This is a genomic window from Flavobacterium crocinum, assembly GCF_003122385.1.
GTDB lineage: Bacteria > Bacteroidota > Bacteroidia > Flavobacteriales > Flavobacteriaceae > Flavobacterium > Flavobacterium crocinum.
Window position 1 is genome coordinate 5,385,901 of record NZ_CP029255.1, and the last position, 24,179, is coordinate 5,410,079.

Below are 24,179 nucleotides of genomic sequence, written 5' to 3' on the forward strand. Positions count from 1 at the left end.
AATCCGGTTAAAAAATAACACACCAAAATTAAAGAACCATAGGTTCGATGCATATTTAATTGAGCCGATTTAAAAACCTCCCAAGTTTGTCACTGTAATTCAAATATTAAACCTAAAAAAGCAAGTAAAAACTGTCTAAAACAAAACAGCTTTTAATTGCTTTTATTTTTTCACAAAAAACAAATAAACAACTAAATATCAATCACTTAAATACATTAAAAATATATTTTAAATTCTTCTGACTACACTTTTTTCTAAAAAAATTAAATAATCTTTTGGTTTTCTTTACAATAAAATTAACTTTGTCTATAGGATTAGTAGAGTTTAAAACATAAAAAACTACATTTTGAAAACAACAGCTTATACATCGCATTACAATCTTCCTAAAAAAATCACATATAACACCTTCTGTTATATGTGCATGTGCTGTTAAGATCCAATTTCATTTTTGTTTTCAATTCGAAAATAAAATCACAAACTAAATTCATACTGACAAATCAGCGATTAATATCTTATGACATTAAGAGCATAACCATGTCAAAATCATATTAACAAAAAAAATAATAACTAAAACAAGACTATAATGAAAATAATGCACTGCCCTACTCTTTCATAGTAAAAACCATTTCTGCGGCAACGGAAATGGCAAGACTCAAAGAACATTTATCACTAAAGAAAGCCTTCGGAAATTGACGAATCAATTTCTCGTATCGCTGTATTATTTAAACCCAAAAAGTAATGAACAAGCAATTACACGCCCTTTTGTGGATTTTTGTGTTCTTAATTTCTACAGGAATTAAAGCGCAGAATACACAACCCTTAATTAATTCGACCTTAAATGGTACCGTAATCGATCAGGTAACCAATCAGCCAATTCCGGGAGTTACCGTTCAAATAAAAGGAACAACCCACGCAGCTGTAACCGATTTAGACGGAAAATTCTATTTTCAGACCGGACAAAAATTTCCTTACACATTAGTTGTAAGTTATTTAGGTTATATCACTACAGAACATATCGCAACCAAAGATTTCGTTCAGATTTCTTTAAAAGAAGATGTAAAAGAATTAAATGAAATCGTAATCATTGGATACGGAAGCACTTCCAAAAAAGATTATACCGGAGCTGCTGAAACTGTAGCCCAAATGTCATTAAAAGCTACACAAAAAACATTAGAAAGTTCGCTTCAGGGTTCTGTTGCGGGTGTAAACGTAACACAGACTTCGGGTGCTCCGGGTGCGGGAATGAGTATCCGTATTCGCGGCGGAAGTTCTATTCAAGGAGGAAACGAACCGTTGTATGTAATCGACGGATTTCCGATATATAATTCCGAAGTAACTTCAGGCGTTTTGAGCGGTACGCCGACTAATCCCCTTTCGACTATAAACCCTGCCGATATTGAATCGATTACAGTTCTTAAAGATGCTTCTTCTACCGCCATTTATGGTTCCAGAGGAGCCAACGGAGTTGTTATTATTACAACTAAAAAAGGTTCAAATACTGTAACAACTGTCAATTATGACTTTACAATCGGTCAGCAGGAAGTTCGAAAAAAAATTGATTTATTAGATGCACAAGGTTTTTCAAGATTGCGAAATGCAGCCTTATATGATTCTAATCCGTCAGGCGGACCAAATCAATATTTGAGTGAGGCACAAATTGCTCAGCTCGGAAAAGGAACGGACTGGCAGGATGCTGCTTTCCAAAAAGGATTAACACAAAATCATCAATTGAGTATTTCCGGCGGAAACAATCAGACCAAATTTGCGGTTTCCGGAAACTATTACAATCAGGAAGGAATTATTAAAAATACAGGTTTTGAACGTTTCAGTACTCGTATCAATTTAACTTCAAAAATTAGTAGTAAAGCGAGATTTGGATTGAACTTAACTCTTGCTGAAACCAAATCAAAAGTAGCTCCAAGCGGTTTAATTACTGCTTTAATAAGCATGCCTCCTACGGCAACTATTTATGAACCGGACGGAACTTATACTTTAAGAAATCCGTTTGAGAATATTTTTGCCAATCCGATAGCAACTTTAAACGAACGTAAAAATCAATCTATTACCGATCGTATTTTGGGAACTGTTTACGGCGAATATGATCTTTTGAAGAATTTAGTTTTAAAAGTTTCTTTTGGAACTGATGTTATTTTCAACAAGGAAAAAAGTTATCTGCCTGCTAGTATTTACGAAGGTTCTATTACCAACGGAGAAGGAAAAATTGGTAATGCCGATTCGAAAAGCTGGTTAAACGAAAACACTTTAACCTATACTACAGTTTTTGGCGAAAAACACCATTTGAATGCTTTAGCAGGTTATACGCAGCAAAGATCTACCAGAGAATTTTCGACTGCAGGATCACAACAATATGTAAACGACATTACCGGTTATTACAGTTTACAAAGCGGTAATATTGCTTTAATGCCTTCTTCCGGTGAAAGTACCTGGGCATTGAATTCTTATTTATCAAGAGTAAATTACAATTACGATTCAAAATATTTCCTGACCGGAAGTATCCGTGCTGATGGTTCTTCCCGTTTTGGAAAAGACAATAAATGGGGTTATTTCCCATCTGTTGCGGCCGCTTGGCAGATTAGCAACGAAAGCTTTTTTGAACCGCTTAAAAAAATCGTTAACAACTTAAAAATTAGAAGCAGCTGGGGTGCCACAGGAAATCAGGAAATTGGAGAATATCAGTCTTTATCTACTTTAACAAGTGTAAAATATCTTTTTGGAGATCAGATTTATACGGGTTTTACGCCTACGCGAATTGCCAACGACAATTTAGGATGGGAATTAACGAATCAGTTTGATGCTGGGGTTGATGTTGGTTTTTTCGAGGATAAATTGAATTTAACAGTTGATGTCTATCGTAAAACAACCAAAAACTTATTGTTAGATGTTCAGCTTCCTTATACAACCGGATTTACTTCTTCTCTACAAAATTTTGGTTCTGTTCAGAATCAGGGAATCGAATTAGGTTTGAATGCTTCTCTTGGAAATACAGCTTTTTCCTGGACATCCAACTTTAATATTGCCTTTAATAGAAACAAAATTATTGCTTTAGGAAATGGTGCTGAATTTTACACTTTCGGAAATTATATTTTAAAAGTGGGTCAGTCTTTAGGTACTTTTTACGGTGCTGTTACGGACGGAATTTTACAAACGGATGAAGTTGCCACAAAAGGGGTGTTCACAGGAAATGCAACGCCAAAAGCGGGAGATCGTTTATACAAAGATATCAACGGAGACGGCGCTTTTACAACAGCAGCAGACAGAACCAGTATTGGTGATGCACAACCTGATTTTGTTTTCGGATTCTCGAATAATTTTACTTACAGAGGTTTTGAATTAGCGGTTTTAGTAAATGGTTCGGTTGGAAATAAAATTTTGAACGGAAACTTGCAGGCTTTAGAATTATACAACGGACAGCAAAATGCCTCTACTTCTGCTTTAGATGCATGGACCCCAACAAATCCTAGTAATACAACGCCAAGAGCAAAACTAGATCCTGCACCGGTTTTCTCTAACCGATTTGTGGAAGATGGTTCTTTCGTTCGATTAAAAAATATCACTTTAAGCTACAATCTGCCTAAGAAATTATCCGAAAAACTAAGCTTGACTTCAGTAAAATTCCGTGTCATTGGAGAAAACTTACTGACCTGGACAAAATACACTGGTTTTGATCCGGAAGTCACAAACGGAACAACGATTTCTCCAGGAACAGATACCGGAATTTATCCAGCTTCTAAAACTATTTCAGGCGGATTAAGTGTAACATTCTAAAAGATTTAACATGAAAAAACTAATTATATTCAGTTTTGTAGCCCTCTTTTTAATCAGTGCCTGCAATCCTTTAGACGAAGATCCGAAAGCTTTCATTTCGTCTACCAACTTTTATAAAACAACTGAAGATGCCGATGCAGCCGTAATTGCGATTCACAACGCCATCAACAGTTCAACACATACTTTGTACAATCGTTTAATTCAGATTGCTACCGAAATGGCAACAGACGATTACGAAGCGGGGCCAAGAGCCAGAAATGCTCATGTTAGAGCTTTATCAAACCTGACTCATGATGCTTCAAACGATCGTATGATCGAATTGTGGAGACAGAGTTACGATGGAATCAACAGAGCAAATGTGGCTATTGATAATATTGCTAAAAACCCAAATCTTAATTCTCAGAAAGACAAAGATTTAATTAATGAAGCGAAGTTTTTAAGAGCACTTTTGTATTTCAATTTAGTAAGATGGTTTGGAGATGTTCCGTTGGTTTTGCACGAAACAACGGTTTTAACACCGGAAGCTATTAATGTTTCGAACACACCGGAAGCCGATGTTTACACCCAAATTGAAAATGATTTGATTGATGCAGAAGCTCTTCCTGTAGTTCAGGAAAATAAAGGAAGAGTTACAGCAGGTGCAGCAAAAAGCATTTTGGCAAAAGTATATTTAACCGAGAAAAAATGGCAGAAAGCAGCTGAAAAAAGTAAAGAAATCATCGACAGTAAGGTTTATGATTTATTTGAAAATTATGCTGACGTTTTTAATGTGGCAACCAAAAACGGAAAAGAACATATTTTCTCAGCTCAGTTTAAAGGTTTAACGAATTGGAACGGAAACATGCTGGCTTCTACAGCAGCACCGACTTCTGTTCCCGGAATTGCAGGAGATCAGGCTGATGCTTTACATAAAGAAGGCGGTCTTTTTGAAGCTTTCGCTGAAGATGATAAAAGAAAGTACATCACGTTTGCAGTAGAATTTGTAAGTCCAACTGATGGGAAAACCTATAAAGTGACGCCTCATTTCAATAAATATTATGATCCTTCGACACCAGCTTCTCCTGGACAATCTTCTAAAAACACGCCAATTATAAGATTTGCTGAAGTTTTATTGATTTATGCTGAAGCTGTAAACGAACAAAACGGGGGCCCAACAACAGAAGCTTATGCAGCAGTAGATCGGGTGAGAACTAGAGCAGGGATTCCATTATTAGCGACGACATCGCCAGGATTAAGTCAGGATGCTTTTAGAGAAGCTGTTTTTGAAGAAAGGAGAAAAGAATTGGTTTACGAATATCAGCGCTGGTTTGATTTAGCAAGAAGAGGCCCAGATTATTTTGTGGCAAAATTAAAAGCAGCAGGAAAAACAAACGCACAGCCAAAACATGTTCACTTCCCTATTCCACAAAGAGAACTGGATTTGAACCCAAATTTGAAACAGGTTCCAGCTTGGAGGTAATTTTTTTTGAAACACATAGAAACATAGGTTTTTCTGCTTGTGAAAAAGAATATAAAAGAGAAATACATTTCTCAACACATAGCTATGATTTTTATTACGAGTGAAACGCCTTACTAAGTCTATAAAATCTATGTTTCTATGTGTTTCAAAAAATTAATAATTAAAAAATATACTAACAGTAAATTATAAATAAAATGAATAAAAGAATAAACATTTTATTTTCTGTCTTATTGACAGGAATAATTGGTACTTACGAAGCCAGCGCCCAAAATGCATCCTCAAAACCCAACGTAATTTTAATTATGGTGGATGATATGGGGTATTCAGATTTAGGAAATTATGGTTCAGAAATTAAAACGCCAAATCTGGATCGTTTAGCGAAAGAAGGAACTCGTCTTCGTGAGTTTTACAACAACTCAATCTGTGCGCCAACCAGAGCTTCTTTATTAACAGGTCAATATCAGCACAAAGCGGGAGTTGGTTATTTTGATGTGAATTTAGGTTTGCCTGCTTATCAAGGTTATTTAAACAAAGAATCTCTGACTTTGGGAGAAGTTTTCCGCTCAGGAGGTTACAGCACTTTAATGTCAGGAAAATGGCACGTTGGTTCTGAAGATCAGGCACAATGGCCAAATCAGAGAGGTTTTGATAAATTTTACGGAATCTTAAAAGGTGCGGCTAATTATTTTGATACCAAACCGCTTCCTTTCGGGAAAACAGCTTATCCGGTTAAAATGATTCGTAATAACGAAGAATTACATCCAAAAGATGATTCTTACTACTTTACAGATGAAATTGGAAACAATGCAGTTACTTTCTTAGACGAACAAAATAAAGAAAACAAACCTTTCTTTTTGTACTTAGCTTTTACTGCTCCGCACTGGCCATTACAGGCAAAAGCAGTTGACATTGCAAAATACAGAGGTAAATTTGACGAAGGCTGGGATGCTTTAAGAGAAAAAAGAATCAAAAAATTAAGAGAAAATGGAATCTTACTGCCAAATCAGACAATTGCTCCAAGAGACCCTGAAGTTCCAGAATGGGATAAATTGACTTATGATGAAAAACAATTTTGGAAAGCCAAAATGGAAGTTTATGCCGCAATGGTTGACAACATGGATCAAAACGTTGGAAAAGTTCTAGACAAACTTAAAGCTTTAAAGAAAGACAAAAACACTTTAATCATTTTCATTGCAGACAATGGCGCTCAAGGCGGATTCAATACGTACAATCCGTTAAGAAGAGGTTTAGTTCGTAACGACGGCCCAATTGGAAGTTCTGGATCTTTTGATTATCAGGAACAAAACTGGGCTTATTTGTCTAATACGCCATTACAGGATTATAAAAACAATATGCACGAAGGCGGTTTCAGTTCGCCATTTATTGCCTGGTATCCATCAAAAATTAAAGCGGGAAGAATTGATAAAGGAACGGGACACATAATTGACCTTGCTCCTACTTTCTATGAATTGGCCGGAATTGAATATCCTAAAAACTTAAATGGTGTAAATTCTAATCCGCTTCCGGGGAAAAGTTTATTGCCGGTTTTATTTGATAATGCATCAGAAGTAAACAGAGGTACACCATTATTTTGGGAAAGAGCGGGAAACAGAGCCGTAAGAGAAGGAAAATGGAAATTGGTTTCTATTTATCCGTCTTACCAATGGGAACTTTACGATCTTGAAGCAGACCGCGGAGAAACAACTAATGTTGCGGCTCAAAACCCGGGAATTGTAAATGATCTTTCAGCAAAATATTTTGACTGGGCAGATAAAACAGGAGTCGTAGAATACAGTAAATTCAAACAAAAAAACGAATTAATTCCAGGTGCTGCTCCAAAAAAATAATTACTTTTTTTGATATTTTTAGTAATTATGACAAAAAGCGATTGTTATTAAAACAGTCGCTTTTTAAAACAAAAAAATGGTCTACAAGCCAAATGTTCCTAGGAACAAAAAGGGCTGTCTCAAAAGTTTGGACAGCCCTTTTCTATTTTAAATTTCTAAAGAAAATTATCTAAAATCATTCAAAGATTTCTCAATAATTTCAAGACATTCATTAATCTGTTCTTCCGTCATAACCAACGGCGGTGCCAGTCTGATTTTGTTTCCGTGAGTTGGTTTTGCTAATAATCCATTATCTCTAAATTTCAAACAGATTTCCCAAGCCAAATCAGATTCTTCGTCTGTATTGATTACAATTGCATTTAAAAGACCTTTTCCGCGAACCAGCGTAATCAAATCATTTTTTTCGGCAATTTTATTTAATCCGTCTCTTAAAATAACACCAAGACGTTCTGCATTTTCAGCCAGTTTTTCGTCTTTAATCACTTCAAGAGCAGCGATTGCAACTGCAGCAGCGACAGGATTTCCACCAAAAGTAGATCCGTGCTGACCCGGTTTAATCACATTCATGATTTCATCATTACATAAAACTGCAGAAACCGGATAAACTCCACCAGAAATTGCTTTTCCTAAAATTAAAACATCAGGCTGTACATTTTCGTGGTGAACTGCTAATAATTTTCCTGTACGCGCAATTCCTGTCTGCACCTCATCAGCAATAAAAAGTACATTATGTTTTTCGCAAAGTGCTTTCGCTTTCGCTAAATACCCTTCAGACGGAACATAAACTCCTGCTTCCCCTTGAATTGGTTCAACTAAAAATCCAGCAATATTTTTAGATGAATTTAAAGCGTTTTCAAGTGCTTCCAGATTGTCATATTCAATTTTGATAAAACCGTCTGTAAAAGGTCCGAAGTTTTTACGTGCTGTTTCATCATTAGAAAATGAAATAATGGTAGTCGTTCTTCCGTGAAAATTATTCTCACACACAATAATCTGTGCCTGATTTTCAGGAATTCCTTTTACTTCATATGCCCATTTTCTGGAAATTTTTAAAGCCGTTTCTACCGCTTCAGCTCCTGTATTCATTGGAAGAACTTTATCGAAACCAAAATATTTCGTTACATATTCTTCATAGTTTCCTAATTTATCATTGTAAAAAGCACGCGAAGTCAAAGTCAGTTTTTGTGCTTGCTCTACCATTGCATTTACAATTTTCGGATGGCAATGACCTTGATTTACCGCAGAATAAGCAGATAAAAAGTCATAATATTTTTTTCCGTCAACATCCCAAACGTATACTCCTTCTCCGCGTTCTAAAACTACCGGAAGCGGATGGTAATTGTGAGCGCCGTATTTATTCTCTTTTTCAATCAAAACTTCTGATTTTGACGAAAGTGCTTTTTCTGTACTAATCATAATCTGCTTTTTATTTTTACAAAAATATTAAAATTTAAATAATTTCGAGTCTAAGAATAATATTTTGACTTAAAAATAACAAAATTTGAGTCAAAATTCACATTTTAAAACAAATAAAAAGCAAATATTTATTTAGACAGAAACAGTAATTTGTGAATAATAATTAAAAAAAATAACTACTTTTATAAATCATCAACAACTGAAATTTAAAGATTTTTATTGAATGGATTTATTAGACGAATTTGATATCAGTATTATTAAAGAATTAGAAAAAGATGGCAGAATGGCTTTTTCTGCTATTGCTACTAATTTGAAAATATCAAATACAATGGTACATCAGCGTATTAACCGAATGATCGAACAAGGCGTAATTGGCGGCATAAAACCGATTATTCAGGAAAAGAAAATTGGGTACGACTGGGCTTCTTTTACGGGGCTTACACTAAACAAAGACTCTGATTCTGAAAGAATTATTGAAGCACTTAAAGAAATTCCTGAAATTACAGAATGTTATTATGTAACAGGTTCGTTTACTTTATACATTAAAATCATTGCCAAAAATCACGAGCATATGCGTCGTATTCTTTATGAAAAAATTGATGGAATTCCGGGTATTGACAAAACCGATTCGATTGTAGAATTAGGCTGCGCTTTTAAAAGAAATATATCTTTATAAAACTTCATTCTCCCAGCGAGAATATTCGTTATAAACCTCACAAGAATTTACTTGTGAGGTTTTTTTGTAACATATTATTTCTGATATTTGTTAAAAATTGTAGAAATATGAAAAATTCAGTACTAATTTTATTCAGTGCAATCTTATTTTCCAATCTTATGAATGCGCAATTAAAACCTGTAAAATACTCAGAGGGAAACCAGCAATTGAATGGTTTATTTATAAAATCGGCTAAAAAAAGTGCTAACAATCCGGGAATTCTTCTTTTACCGGCATGGCTTGGAATTGACAACGCTTCTAAAGGAATTGCAGAAGAATTATCAAAACTAGGCTATCACGTTTTTATCGCAGATATTTACGGAGAAGGAAACTATCCTAAAAATACCGGTGAAGCCGGAAAACAAGCCGGTTTCTATAAAACGAATTATGAAGCTTATCAAAAAAGAATCAATACTGCATTGCAGGAATTAATTAAATCCGGTGCAAATGCTGATAATATAGTAGCTATTGGTTACTGCTTTGGAGGAACCGGAGTTTTAGAAGCAGCGAGAGGACATTTAAATCTAAAAGGTATTGCTTCATTTCATGGTGGTTTAGGTAAAGATGCCAGCAGAAAAACAGAAACGATCAACGCAAAAGTTTTAGTTTGTCACGGAGCAGATGATCCATTTGTTCCAAAAGAAGAAATTACTTCATTCCAGCAGGAAATGCGTGATTCTAAAGCAGACTGGGAAATGATATATTATTCCAATTCTGTTCACTCTTTTACCAATCCGGAAGCCGGAAATGATAATTCTAAAGGCGCAGCTTATAATGCAGTTGCGGCAAAACGCTCTTTTGATCATTTACAGCTTTTCCTGAATGAAGTTTTAAAGAAATAATACCACTTAATCCCTACCAAAAACAAATCAACTAAATAACCAATGTCACATAGTAAAATCAGAGAAGATAAAACCTGTTTGAATTGCAGGCATGTTGTAGAGCAAAAATTCTGTCCTAACTGCGGCCAGGAAAACAGCGACAGCCGAAAAACTTTTCATCATTTATTTGTTCACTTTTTTGAAGATTTAACGCATTATGAAAATGCTTTCTGGAAAACCATTAAAAACCTGCTTTTTAAGCCTTCGACTCTTACAAAAGAGTATCTTTCCGGAAAACGTCTTTCTTATTTAGCACCTGTTCGATTGTATATTTTCATCAGTTTTATTACTTTTTTACTGATTTCTATGTTTCCGAGTAAAATCAACGGAGATATTGATAAAAGTGAAAAGGAATTAAATAAAGAAATCGCTAAAGCTACTAAAGACCTCAATATTAAAAAGGAAGACAAGAAATACTTTCATTTTTTGAACATGAAGAAAATTGATTCTGTTCAGAAATACGGAAAAGAAGAAGAAAAGCTTAATGCCAGCTCTTATTGGTTTGTTGAAAAAGCAAGTCATGTTACTGAGAAATATACTAAAAAAGAGATTTATGTAAAATTTATAGAAGCTTTCTTTCATAATCTTCCGAAAATTCTCTTTATTATCATGCCATTTTTCGCCTTTTTCTTATGGCTTTTTCACAACAAAAAGAAATGGTATTATTTTGATCACGGAATTTTTACGCTCCATTATTTCTCTTTCCTGCTGCTCATTTTTCTCATTATGTTTATTATAGACCGTTTAATTGGCCTTTTTGGAGAAGATAGTCCATTGTCTTACATCTCAGGATTAACAACGTTTGCAGGAACAATCTGGATGTGTTATTATTTTTATCCGGCGCATCATCGCTTTTATGGAGAATCCAGAATCGTGTCTTTTGTAAAAAGTTTCTTTCTTTTTATAATCAATTCCCTTTTTATTCTATTTTTACTGACTTTATACGTTCTTTACACATTTATTAATTTACACTAACTATTAGGAAATGAAAAAACTACTCCTTTTATTATTAATCGCCTCAGCATATTCATGCAAGACTGCGCAGACCACTGCATCCAAAGACAATTCAGATCCTACTAAATATGTTAAAGCAATCAGCGAAAAAGATTTAAAGAAAATGCTTTATACAATTGCTTCAGATGAAATGGAAGGCCGTGAAACAGGTTCCCCAGGACAGAAAAAAGCAGGTCTTTACATGATTGAACAATACAAAAAAAGCGGCATCTCTTTTCCAAAAGGAGCATCTGATTATTATCAGCATATTCCGGCTGCTTTCTTAAACGCAAGAAGAAACGAAAATTTACCTGATTCTGAGAATATCTGGGCTTATATTGAAGGTTCTGAAAAACCAAATGAAATTCTGGTTATTTCGGCACATTATGATCATGTTGGAATTAAAGATGGCGAAGTTTATAACGGAGCTGATGATGATGGTTCCGGAACTGTTGCGGTTATGGAAATGGCTAAAGCTTTTGCTAAAGCTAAAAAACAAGGACGCGGACCAAAACGTTCTATACTTTTTCTTCATGTAACTGGCGAAGAACACGGTTTACACGGATCTCGTTTTTATTCTGAAAATCCTTTGTTTCCAATTGCAAACACTATCGCCGATATCAATATTGATATGATTGGTCGTCGTGATGTAGAACACGCCAACACTAATAATTATGTATATGTAATTGGGGCAGACAGATTATCATCTGACTTGCACAATGCAGTTGTGGCTCAAAACGAAAAATACATCAAAATGGACTTAGATTTTAAATTTAATGATCCTAAAGATCCAAACCATTTTTACGAGCGTTCTGACCACTATAACTTCGCTAAACATGGTATTCCATCTATCTTCTTTTTCAACGGCGTTCACGAAGACTATCACGGAAAAGACGATACTCCGGAAAAAATCGAATACGACGCTTTAACTAAAAGAACAAAACTGGCTTTCGTTTTGGCCTGGGATTTGGCTAATAGAGAAAACAGACCGGTGGTGGATAAAAAATAGTTGCAAAGTCTCAAAGTTGCAAAGGTACAGAGGTTTCAAAACTTTGACTATAAACAAAAAAAGGATAAGCTAAGCTTATCCTTTTTTTGTTTATATATTTTAGTTTAAAGTCTTAGAATAAAACCTCTGTACCTTTGCAACTTTGAACCTTTGCAACTCTTTCTAGTCATTCATCGAAATCAAAAACTCTTCGTTATTTTTTGTTTTCTTGAAACGGTCATTTACGAAATCCATAGATTCTACAGGATTCATATCTGACAAGTATTTACGCATGATCCACATTCTTTGAAGTGTTTTTTCGTCTAATAACAAATCATCACGACGTGTACTTGAAGATGTAAGATCGATTGCAGGGAAAATACGTTTATTAGCTATCTTACGATCTAATTGAAGTTCCATGTTACCGGTTCCTTTAAATTCTTCGAAGATCACTTCGTCCATTTTAGAACCAGTTTCTGTTAATGCAGTTGCGATAATACTTAAAGATCCTCCATTTTCTACATTTCTGGCTGCTCCAAAGAAACGTTTTGGCTTTTGTAATGCATTAGCATCAACACCTCCACTTAATACTTTTCCTGATGCAGGCTGTACCGTGTTGTAAGCTCTCGCTAAACGCGTGATAGAATCTAAAAGAATTACAACATCATGACCACATTCTACTAAACGTTTTGCTTTTTCTAAAACGATGTTTGCAATTTTCACGTGCTCTTGTGGCTCTCTGTCAAAAGTCGAAGCGATAACCTCTCCTCTTACACTTCTTTGCATGTCAGTAACCTCTTCCGGACGTTCGTCAATAAGAAGTACAATTAAATAAACTTCTGGATGGTTGGCCGCAATTGCGTTGGCTATATCTTTAAGAAGCATTGTTTTACCCGTTTTAGGCTGTGCAACGATCATACCACGCTGACCTTTACCTATTGGTGAAAACAAATCTATAATTCGGGTTGAAATAGAACTGCCTTTTTCGGCAATTTTGAATTTTTCTGAAGGGAAAACCGGTGTTAAATGTTCGAAAGAAACTCTGTCACGAACCACTTGCGGATCGTGTCCGTTGATTTTTAACACACGAACTAAAGGGAAAAATTTCTCTCCTTCTTTTGGAGGGCGAACCACTCCTTTTACTGTATCTCCGGTTTTTAAACCAAATAATCTGATTTGTGAAGTTGATAAATAAATATCATCCGGAGAAGCTAAATAATTATAATCTGATGAACGTAAAAATCCGTAACCGTCCGGCATCATTTCAAGAACGCCTTCACTTTCTATAATCCCGTCAAATTCGAAATCCGAATCTCTGAAATTATTAGTATTCTTTTTATTTTTATGATTAGGATTTTGGTTATTGTGGTTTCCGTTTCCATTGCCATTCCCGCTTTGATTCGGGTTTTGATTTTGATTTTTATTTTGATTCGGATTAATCTTTTTTGCAGGAGCAATTACCGGAGTTTTTTCAGCTGTTTCTGCTGTTGTTTCAGAAGCAACTGGTTCTGAAGGCACTTCTGTTGTAACTTCCTGTACAGTTTCTTTTTCTTTTTTAAGAGCTACTTTTTTCTCGTAAGCCGACTTATTGAATTTTATAATTTTAGGCTCTTTTTTTGATACTGGCGTTTTTTCTTCCTGTACTTCCGGAGCCGCAGTTTCTGCTATTGGCTGAATTGTTTCGACAGTATCGTTTTTTTGAACAGTTTCCTCTACTTTATCAAATTCTAAAACGGGAGTATTTTTGGCATTTGCTGCTTTGGTTTTAGCAGGAGCAATTCTGGTACGCTTTGGTTTCTCTTCTTTTGTTTCTGCTGCTGCCTCATTTTTTGGAGCTTCTGTCTGAGCAAGAGATGTTTCCTGATGTGCTAAAATCTGACTAATTAAAGTCTCTTTTTTGACACCATTAATCTTTATTGTTTTAGCTAACTTAGCTATTTCTTGAAGCTCAGCAAGCTTCATTTCTTTTAATGCAGAAATATCAAACATGAATGTTCTATGAGTTTAATTATTTTAAAGGAAATACTGTAAAAAGAATAGGTAGATAATAAATTTGAATTGACCGCAGTATGAAGTGCTTACGGTATTATGATGCAATAATACGAATAAAATTTTATCATACAATAGTATTTTAAAAAAAGAAAATATATTTTTGTAAAACATTTTTAGATCATGATACAAAGAATTCAAACTGTATATTTATTTCTGGCTTTTGTTGCGACAGGCGTTTTAATGCTTTTCTTGCCGCTTTGGACAACAAGTGCAGGAAAGCCGTTTTATTTTATGCAGGATCAACTTTATACTATTTTATTAGGCTTGACAACAATGCTTACTATAATTAGTATAATTTCATTTAAAAAGAGACAAAATCAGTTTGTATTAAACAGACTAAACATCATATTAAATTTAATTTTATTAGGATTATTTGTTTACCGATCACTAAATTTATCTGGAGAAGCGGAAGTTTCTGAGAAAGGTATTGGGATGTTTCTTCCTATTGTTGCTATCGTGTTATTAGTTTTAGCTAATAAGGCCATCAAAAAGGACGAAGATCTTGTAAAATCTGTAGATCGTTTGAGATAAACCTATAAACTTAGTTTATTGCGCGAAGAAGAACCCGAATTTTATATTCGGGTTTTTTTTGATTCAAAAAGAAATTAATGTAAGATAATTTTCATAATTTTACCAATTAACAGTTTCTTAAATGACATCTCCAATAAAAATTCATCTTGCAGATGACCATCAGGTTTTAATTGATGGTCTCTCCAACTTATTAAAGACAGTTTCTAACTTTGAAGTGGTTGGAAGTTCGCTGGACGGTACAACCGTTTACCATGATGTCCTTGCTGATGAAGCCGACATTTTGATTTTAGATATCAGCATGCCTAAAAAGGACGGCATCGAAACTTTAAAAGAATTCAACGAAAAACAAGCTGGCTGCAAAGTCATTATTTTATCCAGCTATGATGATTTAAAAATTATAAAAGAAGTCATGAAACTGGGTGCAAAAGGCTATCTGACCAAAAATTGCGCCGGCGAAAACATTATTGAAGCGGTTGAAGCTGTTTATCAGGGACAGGAATATTTTAGCGATGCTATTAGAGAAAAGATTTTTAATACTTTTAAAGACAATCCAAAACTGAATCAAAATGCCGTTATTGAAAACCCCATTTTAAGTCCGCGTGAAATTGAGATTATTATTTTGATTGCTTTAGAATACAGTGGAAAAGAAATTAGCGAGAAGCTTTTTATCAGTTCGCATACTGTGGAGACACATCGCAAAAATATCATGAAAAAACTAAACATAAAAAGCACGATCGGTTTAGTAAAATATGCGTTGAAAAACAATTTGATTAATCCATAGAAATAAACTTTATGCCGGGTTTCAACTTTCTTATATCATTACTTTTATGTATCGCTGTTAAGGGAACTTTTCTTTCTCAAAATATGGCAAACACAACTGGTAATCTTATTACTTCTGAAACCGAGATCATAAGCGAAACAGCTCCCGGTCAAATTAAAAAATCAGAACAATCAAGAAACAAAAAAATCGTTAGTTTATCTATTCTGCTTATCATTATTATATTTCTTTTATTGTATTTTTTGTACCAAAACAACAAGTTAAAACAAAAGATAAAAAGAAAGGATACCAAACAAAAAATCCTTTTAAATATCATTAATTCGGGTATTGATACTCAGGAAATAGAGCGAAAAAAAATCGCTTCCTTTCTTCATGACAATATCAATTCGCTCTTATCATCGGTTGGACTGCATTTGAATACTTTTACAGCACAACATGATATACAATCTGATGAAATACAAAAAGCAAAAGCTATTTTATCTGAAGCCCATGAACTTTTAAGAGATATGTCTCACGATCTTGTCCCTACTCTTCTGGTTCGTTTCGGATTAATTTACGCTCTCGAAGATTTATGTGAAAAACATTCTAATTCTGCTATAGATTTTGAATTCTCAAGTTCTATTCCTACCAGTAAAAGATATACTGATAAGTTTGAAATGAAAATCTATTTCATTGTCAGCGAATTATTCAACAACATTATAAAACATAGCGGAGCAACTAAAGCCAAAATTGATTTATTAGAAAAAAACGATGAATTAATATTATCAGTTCATGATGACGGAATTGGTTTTAGAACCCAAAAACTAAAAGAAGCGGAAGGTTTTGGATTAAACCGAATCAGGGCACGTATCAAGAAATACAGAGGGCGTCTGACTATTATTTCAAAAGAAAATAAAGGCACCAAAATCAAGATCGAGATTCCACTCCCTCATTAAATTATTTTGCGCCAATTTCGATTATTTCCAAATCTTTAATTTTATCGTCGTCAATTACAAATCGAAGCATTGTTCTAACTTTGTGAAAACCACTTTTTCCGGCAGCTCCCGGATTCATGTGCAAAAGATTATTCTTTTTGTCAAACATCACTTTTAAAATATGAGAATGTCCGCAGATAAAAATTTTCGGCGGATTCTGAGCCATTTCTTCCTTAATAACTGGGTTGTATTTTCCCGGATAACCTCCGATATGAGTAATCCAAACTGAAACATTTTCGCAAGAAAACCTGTTATTTAAAGGAAATTCCATTCTTGCTTTCGCATCGTCAATATTTCCGTAAACTGCTCTTAACGGTTTTAGCTTTTTAATTGTATCGGTTACAACCAAATCTCCAATATCACCAGCATGCCAAACTTCATCGGCCTGATTTACATATTTTAGAATCGTATCATCTATATGGCTGTGAGTATCCGAGAGCAGGAGGATTTTTTTCATTTTTTTTCAAAAAAGTGCAAAGGTTCAAAGATACAAAGATACAAAGGTTTTTTTGTAGAGACGCACCGCAGTGCGTGTTTCGTGTCGTTTTAAAATTCATTATTTTCCAATTTTCCAATCTGGCGTTAGACGCACTGCAGTGCGTCTCTACAGATATTCATGATTAAATTTTTTAAAACATTCGTTTCTCTAGACCATCTCCAATCTGACGTTAGACGCACTGCGGTGCGTCTCTACAGATATACAGACTGGAAAACCTTTGTCTCTTTGCAACTTTGTCTCTTTGTCACAAAAAAAGAAAAAACTTAGCGTCTTAGTATCTTAGAACCTTAGCAACTTTTTTTCGTACCTTTGCAACTCTGAACCTTTGAACCTCTAAAGTGAGATATTTTATTCAATTTGCTTATAACGGAACACATTATCATGGCTGGCAGATACAGCCCAACGCCTCTTCTGTTCAGGAAACTTTAAATAAGGCTTTTTCGGTTTTATTGAATGAACCTATAAGTATTATGGGTGCCGGAAGAACCGATACTGGTGTACATGCAACAGAAATGTTTGGGCATTTTGATACTGAAAAAACTTTGGATGTTCCTATGTTGGTTCATAAACTGAATTCTTTTTTACCAAAAGATATTGCCATTTTTAATATTATTCCGCTTCATGATGACGCGCATTGCCGATTTGATGCTACAAAACGAACGTATGAATATCATATCAATACCGTTAAAAATCCGTTTTTGCAGGAATTGAGCTGGTATGTGACTCAAAAATTAGATGTGAGTTTAATGAACGAAGCAGCACAGTTATTATTGAAACATACCGATTTTCAGTGTTTTTCGAAAACCAATACGGATGTGAACACTTATGACTGCACGATTTTTGAGGCATTTTGGAAACAGGAAGAAGGAAAACTGATTTTTACCATTTCGGCCAATCGGTTTTTGAGGAATATGGTTCGGGCCATTGTGGGGACTTTAATTAATATAGGGTTGCACAAAATTACGCTGGAAGATTTTGAAAACATTATCGCCAGTAAAAGCAGAGAAAAAGCGGGATTTTCGGTTCCGGCACATGGTTTATATTTAACCAAAATTGATTACGATTACATTTAATAGCCCTGATTGAAGTGAAAAGCTTTTTTGAAAAAAATATTGTTTTTGTAATTTTTATGGAGCGACCAACGGAAGCTTTATAAAAATAATACAAAAACCTATTTTTGAGAAAAACTTGTAACGGAAAGCAGGAAACAGCTCCTAAAAATAAATGAAAGCAAAAGCATTCGACACAGGATTATTTAAACGAATTTTAAAATATACAAGGCCTTATAAATGGCGTTATTACGGCGTAATTATTTTTGCCGTTTCGCTTTCTATTTTTGCCGCACTCCGTCCCTATTTACTTAAGGAAACCGTTGATGGCTACATCAAAACCCATGATAAAATGGGATTATTGTTGTACATTATTTTGATGGGCGCAGTTTTATTGATGGAGGTTTTCTCTCAATTTTATTTTGTGTATTGGGCCAACTGGCTCGGGCAGGATATTGTAAAAGACATCAGGACAAAACTTTTTAAACACATACTGAGTTTTAGAATGAAATATTTCGATTTGGTTCCGGTTGGACAGTTGGTTACACGAGCTGTTTCGGATATTGAATCAATTGCCCGTATTTTCAGTCAGGGATTGTTTATGATTATAAGCGATTTGATGAAAATGGTCGTGGTGCTGATTTTCATGTTTTATATGAACTGGAAACTAACCTGGATTGTAATCGTTGCGATGCCTATTTTGGTTTACATTACGAGAATTTTTCAACGTAAAATGCAGGTGGCTTTTGAGGAAGTTCGAACGCAAATTGCCAATATGAACTCTTTTGTTCAGGAACGTGTGACAGGAATGAAAATCGTACAGCTTTTTAACCGTGAAAAAATCGAAGCTGAAAATTTTAAAGACATCAACAACAAACACAGAGTGGCCTGGATTAAGACGATTTTGTATAACTCTATTTTCTTTCCAATTGCGGATATTATTTCATCGATTACTTTGGGATTGGTTGTGGTTTATGGCGGTTTCAGAATTTTGAACGGAGATCATTTTACCACTTTTGGAGATTTGTTTTCGTATACGATGTTCATTGGAATGTTATTTAACCCGTTGAGACAAATTGCGGATAAATTCAATGAAATGCAGTTGGGAATGATTGCAGCCAATCGTGTTTTTGATATTATTGATACGCAGGATCATATTCAGGATACGGGTAAAATTGAAGCGCCAGTTTTTAACGGAAGCATCGAATTTAAGCAAGTTCGTTTTAGTTATATTCCCGAAGAAGAAGTTATCAAGGGAATTGATTTGTCGGTTTCGGCAGGACAGACTGTGGCGATTGTAGGTTCTACAGGCGCGGGAAAATCTACGATTATTAATCTGCTGAATCGTTTTTACGAAATCAACAGCGGAACGATTTGTATTGATGGAGAAAATATCGAAAACTATACTTTGGCTTCTTTGAGAAAACAAATCGCTGTGGTTTTACAAGATGTGTTTTTGTTTGCCGATACGATTTACAATAATATTACTTTGCACAATCCGGAAATTACCCGAGACATGGTAATTGATGCGGCAAAGAAAATTGGTGTTCATGATTTTATTATGAACCTGCCAAATAATTACGATTTTGATGTAAAAGAGCGCGGTGTTATGTTATCATCCGGACAACGCCAGCTGATTGCATTTTTACGTTCGTACGTGAGTAATCCAAGTATTTTGATTTTGGATGAGGCTACTTCTTCTATTGATACGTATTCAGAAGAAATGATTCAGCGTGCGACAGAAACGATTACAAAAGGAAGAACTTCTATTATTATAGCACATCGATTAGCAACAATTGTAAATGCAGATAAAATTGTGGTGATGGATAAGGGATTGATTGTTGAACAGGGAACGCATCATGAATTATTAACTAAAACTGATGGTTACTATAAAAATTTATATGACTCTCAGTTCGCCGTGGCGAACTAAGTCATGATGGTATTCTTTGAAATTTAGATTAAAAAATATTACTTCAAGACGTGCTTTTGTAATTTACGTTATTGTATCTATTCTGGTTACGGTTTTGTCGGTTTACATTCTAAGTAATCTGATTACAGACCTGACCGAAAAATCGAATGATGATATAGCGATGCGTAACTTCCTTAAAAAGCAGGAATTCATGTCTGAGGAACTTACCAAGTTTTGGGAGCAGGAAAAAAGAATTGAACATGTTTTAAAAATAAGCAGTTCTGCCAACCTTGACAATAATTTACAGCTTTTGTCTTCGTTGCAGGCGAATAATAAACTCGTGGTCAATAATTGGTTTCAAATTAATGAAAATGATATTCATTTTGGTAACAATGCTATTTCGGGTGAAATTAAAAATGATGTAAAAACATTTCTTCTTCAAAACAAAAATGCGGAACATCTCAGCGTAATTCTTCCGCAGGGAAAAGAATGGGTTTGGCGTATTTATTTCAAATTAGTTTCAGAAAATAATATGACTGTAAAATACGGTTATGATATTAATCTGAGACTGCTTCATAGTTATATTTCTAAAATAGATAAAACGAAAACAGCTACCAATTACGCTTTTGTTTTTGATAATAACGGAACCTGCGTTTACCATCCGGAAATTACTTTTCTTGGAAAAAATATTTTTAAGATTTCGGCCTTCAATCCTTCTGATACTATTTACAGTAAGAAAAAAGATTTTGCTAAAAGAACAACACTATCTGAATTTTTGAAAGTAGATGTCATTCGTTTTACCAAAAAACTGGACATCAAACATTCTAACTGGTTTGTGTGCGTTAACGTTCCGAAAATGGTCTCGGATGAAAATGTTGCTTTGATTAAAAAGTATTCGACCTGGATTTATTCGATTACGACAGTAATGCTTCTTTTGATTTTTTATCTTTTCTCTTATGCCAACAGACGTGCGTACAGAGAAAAGGGAATTGTAATTAAAGAGAAAAACAAACTTCTTGTAGAGAATGAAAAAATAATCAAAGAGAAAGCGTTAATTCAGTTACAGCAATTGAAGGAGCAGATTAATCCGCATTTCCTGTTCAATTCGCTCAATTCACTTTATATGTTAATTGGAAGTGATATTAAAACAGCACAAAAATTTACGCTGAACCTTTCCCGTATTTATCGTTATTTAATTGATCCGCCGGAAAAGAACATTGTTCCTTTAAAGGATGAATTACTATTTATTGAAAAATACATCTTTTTACAGCAGACTCGTTTTAAGGAAGAGTTATTCTTTTCAATAGAAATCGAAGACGAATCGGCATTAAACAAACATATCCCCTATCTTGCTTTTCAGGTTGTAGTCGAAAATGCTATTAAGCACAACTCGGCTACACAGGAAAATCCACTTACTACAAAAATCCTGATTAAAGCAGATCAGGTAATTATCAGCAACAATCTTCAAAAGAAACTGAATGCTGAACCGAGCACCAAATTTGGATTAAATTATCTCCAAAGCATTTACCATTATTATTCAAAAAACGAATTTAAGACATCAGAAAAAGATGGCTATTTTGTTTGTATCCTTCCATTACTATCCATTCACTCCTGAAAAAAATCCATTCACTCCCTTTTTTTTTTTTGCTGCACTAAAATAAAATAGTTTCGGCCAAAAATTAACCTAAACTTAACATCTGATGAAGGAAAAGGCATTCCTGCATAATTTGATAACAATTTGCATACTCCTATTATTATTAGCTCCGCTTACTGTTCAATCTCAAAAAAAGAAGAAAGACAAAAAAGAGGAAACAACTGAAATTAAAAAAGATTCTACCGATTCTAAAAAAGGTAAAAAATACAGTGACCTTGTCAAAAAGGGAACCGTTAAAAAAGGACTGTTCAATGTTATTCAGGTAAAAACCGATGTTTATTTTGAAATTCAGGACAGCTTATTTAAAAGAGAATTTTTAGTTGTAAACAAATTATCGCAAGTTCCTTTTCAGGTAAATGAAGCCGGTTTAAACAAAGGAATGAATTATGAAAACAAGATTATTAGTTTTTATAAAGATACAATCGCAAAGAAAGTCTGGGTAAAATCGTATGTTCCTAAAGTTTCTTCTCCAAAAGAAGACGCGATTACCCAATCAGTTCAAAACAATTTTGCCGAATCTATTATTGAAGTTTTTGATATTGAAACCAAAAACAATGATTCGACTGCTGTTGTAATAAAAGTAAATAAGATTTTTGACGGAAAACAAAAAAGCTTCAACGATGTTTTAAGCAACATTGGTTTTGGAGGTTCTGTTAAATCTGAGCTTTCTTATATTGAAGGTTTAAAATCTTTCCCAAAAAATATTGTTGTCAAATCTCAACTGACAACTTCTATAAGCGAAGGCGGTCCGGCATTGTCGGTGACTCTTGGCGTAACAAGTAATATTATTTTATTGGATAAAACTCCAATGAAACCACGTTTTTCTGATAAAAGAATTGGATTTTTTACAGAAAAACACTGGTATTTTGCCGATGCACAACAGGCAATGCTTGAAAAAGAATTAATAACACGCTGGCGTCTTGAACCTAAAAAGGAAGACGAAGAGCGTTATTTAAAAGGTGAATTAGTAGAGCCGAAAAAACCAATCGTTTATTACATCGATCCTTCTACTCCAAAGCAGTGGAGAAAGTATATTATTGATGGAGTTCACGATTGGCAGGCAGCTTTTGAAAAAGCAGGATTTAAAAATGCTGTGATTGCAAAAGAACCTACTGAACAAGATTTAGATTTTGATATTGATGATGTTCGTTATTCTGTAATTACGTATGCGGCTTCTCCAAAATCAAATGCAATGGGACCATCTGTGGTTGACCCAAGAAGCGGTGAAATTATCGAGGCTGATATTATCTGGTGGCATAATGTTATGACTTCGCTTCAAAGCTGGATGCGTATTCAGACTGGACCAATCGATCCAAAAGCCAGAGGCAATAAGTTCAGTGATGAGCATATGGGAGAAGCAATTCGTTTTGTTTCTTCTCACGAAGTCGGTCATACTTTTGGTTTGAAACACAATATGGGTTCTTCTTTTGCTTATGATGTTGAGTCCTTGCGTTCTAAAGAATTCACAGCAAAAATGGGCGGCACTGCTCCTTCTATTATGGATTATGCCCGTTACAATTATGTAGCACAACCTGAAGATAATGTTACTGTAATTACTCCTAAAATTGGAGAATATGATAAATATGCGATCGAATGGGGATACAGATGGTACGGTCCAAATGACAACGAGACTTTAAAACTAAATACTTTAATCGCTAAACACCAGGATGACCCTATTTATTTTTACGGAGAACAGCAGGAAAATATAATCGATCCACGTTCACAGTCTGAAGATTTAGGAAATGATGCTGTAAAAGCGAGTGAATACGGTTTGAAAAACCTAAAACGTGTTGTTGATAATATTTTAAGCTGGACATACGATAAAGATCAGTCGTATTATGAAACGGGGAAATTATACATCGGGACTATTGGTCAATGGCAGTTGTACAATCGTCATGTGATGAACAATATTGGCGGTGTTTATTTGAACGAAACGGTTCATGGCGACAACAAACAAAGTTACGTTCCGGTTCCGGCAGCAATGCAGAAAAGAGCGACTGATTATTTAGCTAAAAATGTCATCACGATTCCGCAGTGGTTGTTTTTTAATGACATTTTAGACAAAACCAATCCGTTGAAAGATTCTCCTCTTGGTCCTTATGAATATACACCTTACACGCTTTCAAGAGAATTGCAATACAGCATTTTATACGATTTATTTAGTGATGATCGTTTGCTTCGAATGACAGAAAATGAATTGTATCAGCGTAATAAAACCAAAGATCCTGTTTTTACCGTAAATGATTTGTTTAAAAAAATGCACCAAAGTGTTTTTGCGGGAACGATTCAGAATAAATCTTTAAGCATTTTGGAAAGAATGACACAAAAGAATTATATAGATGTTTTGATTGTTTCAACAAATAAATTATTTGAAAAAACAGATGCTAAAAAATTACTGGATATTCAGCAGACTTTAAATATGCCTCATTTGTGCGGTTATTTAGATGATGCTCATATGGCAAGAAACATTAATCAGTCTTCTTTAAAAAGAGTTACTGAAGTGACTTCTGATAAAAAAGGAGAACTAAACAGAGTCCTTCAATTATTAAAAACTAAAAAAAGCACAGGAGACCAATCTACCCAAAACCATTACCGCGATTTGATACAACGAATCGAAAAAGCCCTAAATAATACAACCTTTTAATACA

General features: G+C 34.5%; 17 protein-coding genes. 14 read left to right on the plus strand and 3 right to left on the minus strand.

The window, feature by feature from the left end:
- Positions 1 to 738 precede the first annotated feature (738 nt).
- From HYN56_RS22770 to HYN56_RS22780, 3 genes are all read left to right on the plus strand, one after another.
- Positions 739 to 3,786: a SusC/RagA family TonB-linked outer membrane protein gene (locus tag HYN56_RS22770; protein ID WP_109194298.1), complete on the plus strand. Its 3,048-nt coding sequence runs from the start codon at positions 739 to 741 to the stop codon at positions 3,784 to 3,786.
- Positions 3,787 to 3,796: 10 nt separating this feature from the next.
- The gene (locus HYN56_RS22775) at positions 3,797 to 5,245 is read left to right on the plus strand and encodes a RagB/SusD family nutrient uptake outer membrane protein (protein WP_109194299.1); all 1,449 of its coding nucleotides are present in this window, start codon (positions 3,797 to 3,799) and stop codon (positions 5,243 to 5,245) included.
- A gap of 194 nt (positions 5,246 to 5,439) precedes the next feature.
- A complete protein-coding gene (locus HYN56_RS22780) occupies positions 5,440 to 7,092 on the plus strand; it encodes an arylsulfatase (protein ID WP_109194300.1) in 1,653 nt (550 codons plus the stop codon).
- Positions 7,093 to 7,257: 165 nt separating this feature from the next.
- Here the strand turns inward: HYN56_RS22780 and rocD are convergent, their stop codons facing one another.
- Positions 7,258 to 8,508, minus strand: a complete 1,251-nt coding sequence (gene rocD / locus HYN56_RS22785; RefSeq protein WP_109194301.1) for an ornithine--oxo-acid transaminase — start codon at positions 8,506 to 8,508, stop codon at positions 7,258 to 7,260.
- Between the two features lie 223 nt (positions 8,509 to 8,731).
- On the opposite strand from rocD, the gene HYN56_RS22790 reads away from it, so the two are divergent.
- From HYN56_RS22790 to HYN56_RS22805, 4 genes are all read left to right on the plus strand, one after another.
- Complete coding sequence (locus HYN56_RS22790; protein ID WP_091491630.1) at positions 8,732 to 9,184, plus strand: Lrp/AsnC family transcriptional regulator; 453 nt, start codon at positions 8,732 to 8,734, stop codon at positions 9,182 to 9,184.
- Positions 9,185 to 9,291: 107 nt separating this feature from the next.
- Positions 9,292 to 10,065: a dienelactone hydrolase family protein gene (locus HYN56_RS22795; protein ID WP_109194302.1), complete on the plus strand. Its 774-nt coding sequence runs from the start codon at positions 9,292 to 9,294 to the stop codon at positions 10,063 to 10,065.
- Positions 10,066 to 10,107: 42 nt separating this feature from the next.
- Positions 10,108 to 11,079 (plus strand): DUF3667 domain-containing protein, encoded by a 972-nt coding sequence (locus tag HYN56_RS22800; protein ID WP_109194303.1) that lies wholly within the window; start codon positions 10,108 to 10,110, stop codon positions 11,077 to 11,079.
- Positions 11,080 to 11,089: 10 nt separating this feature from the next.
- Complete coding sequence (locus HYN56_RS22805) at positions 11,090 to 12,106, plus strand: M28 family peptidase (RefSeq protein ID WP_109194304.1); 1,017 nt, start codon at positions 11,090 to 11,092, stop codon at positions 12,104 to 12,106.
- A gap of 162 nt (positions 12,107 to 12,268) precedes the next feature.
- Here HYN56_RS22805 and rho read toward each other — a convergent pair whose 3' ends face one another.
- Complete coding sequence (gene rho / locus HYN56_RS22810; RefSeq protein ID WP_109194305.1) at positions 12,269 to 14,074, minus strand: transcription termination factor Rho; 1,806 nt, start codon at positions 14,072 to 14,074, stop codon at positions 12,269 to 12,271.
- A gap of 183 nt (positions 14,075 to 14,257) precedes the next feature.
- Here rho and HYN56_RS22815 point away from each other — a divergent pair, with 183 nt between their 5' ends.
- The 3 genes from HYN56_RS22815 to HYN56_RS22825 all read left to right on the plus strand — a co-directional run bounded on the left by HYN56_RS22815 (position 14,258) and on the right by HYN56_RS22825 (position 16,381).
- The gene (locus HYN56_RS22815; protein ID WP_109194306.1) at positions 14,258 to 14,668 is read left to right on the plus strand and encodes a DUF4293 domain-containing protein; all 411 of its coding nucleotides are present in this window, start codon (positions 14,258 to 14,260) and stop codon (positions 14,666 to 14,668) included.
- Positions 14,669 to 14,789: 121 nt separating this feature from the next.
- Positions 14,790 to 15,449 carry a response regulator transcription factor gene (locus tag HYN56_RS22820; protein ID WP_109194307.1) on the plus strand — a complete coding sequence of 220 codons (660 nt, stop codon included), beginning with the start codon at positions 14,790 to 14,792 and terminating at the stop codon, positions 15,447 to 15,449.
- Between the two features lie 83 nt (positions 15,450 to 15,532).
- A complete protein-coding gene (locus HYN56_RS22825) occupies positions 15,533 to 16,381 on the plus strand; it encodes a sensor histidine kinase (protein WP_240622619.1) in 849 nt (282 codons plus the stop codon).
- A gap of 1 nt (position 16,382) precedes the next feature.
- Here HYN56_RS22825 and HYN56_RS22830 read toward each other — a convergent pair whose 3' ends face one another.
- The gene (locus HYN56_RS22830; RefSeq protein ID WP_109194309.1) at positions 16,383 to 16,877 is read right to left on the minus strand and encodes a metallophosphoesterase family protein; all 495 of its coding nucleotides are present in this window, start codon (positions 16,875 to 16,877) and stop codon (positions 16,383 to 16,385) included.
- A gap of 380 nt (positions 16,878 to 17,257) precedes the next feature.
- Here HYN56_RS22830 and truA point away from each other — a divergent pair, with 380 nt between their 5' ends.
- From truA to HYN56_RS22850, 4 genes are all read left to right on the plus strand, one after another.
- Positions 17,258 to 17,992 carry a tRNA pseudouridine(38-40) synthase TruA gene (gene truA / locus HYN56_RS22835; protein ID WP_109194310.1) on the plus strand — a complete coding sequence of 245 codons (735 nt, stop codon included), beginning with the start codon at positions 17,258 to 17,260 and terminating at the stop codon, positions 17,990 to 17,992.
- A gap of 151 nt (positions 17,993 to 18,143) precedes the next feature.
- Positions 18,144 to 19,898 carry an ABC transporter ATP-binding protein gene (locus tag HYN56_RS22840; RefSeq protein WP_109194311.1) on the plus strand — a complete coding sequence of 585 codons (1,755 nt, stop codon included), beginning with the start codon at positions 18,144 to 18,146 and terminating at the stop codon, positions 19,896 to 19,898.
- A 16-nt stretch (positions 19,899 to 19,914) separates the two neighbouring features.
- A complete protein-coding gene (locus HYN56_RS22845; protein ID WP_109194312.1) occupies positions 19,915 to 21,492 on the plus strand; it encodes a histidine kinase in 1,578 nt (525 codons plus the stop codon).
- 85 nt (positions 21,493 to 21,577) lie between these two features.
- Positions 21,578 to 24,175: a zinc-dependent metalloprotease gene (locus HYN56_RS22850; protein WP_109194313.1), complete on the plus strand. Its 2,598-nt coding sequence runs from the start codon at positions 21,578 to 21,580 to the stop codon at positions 24,173 to 24,175.
- The last annotated feature ends 4 nt before the right edge of the window (positions 24,176 to 24,179 follow it).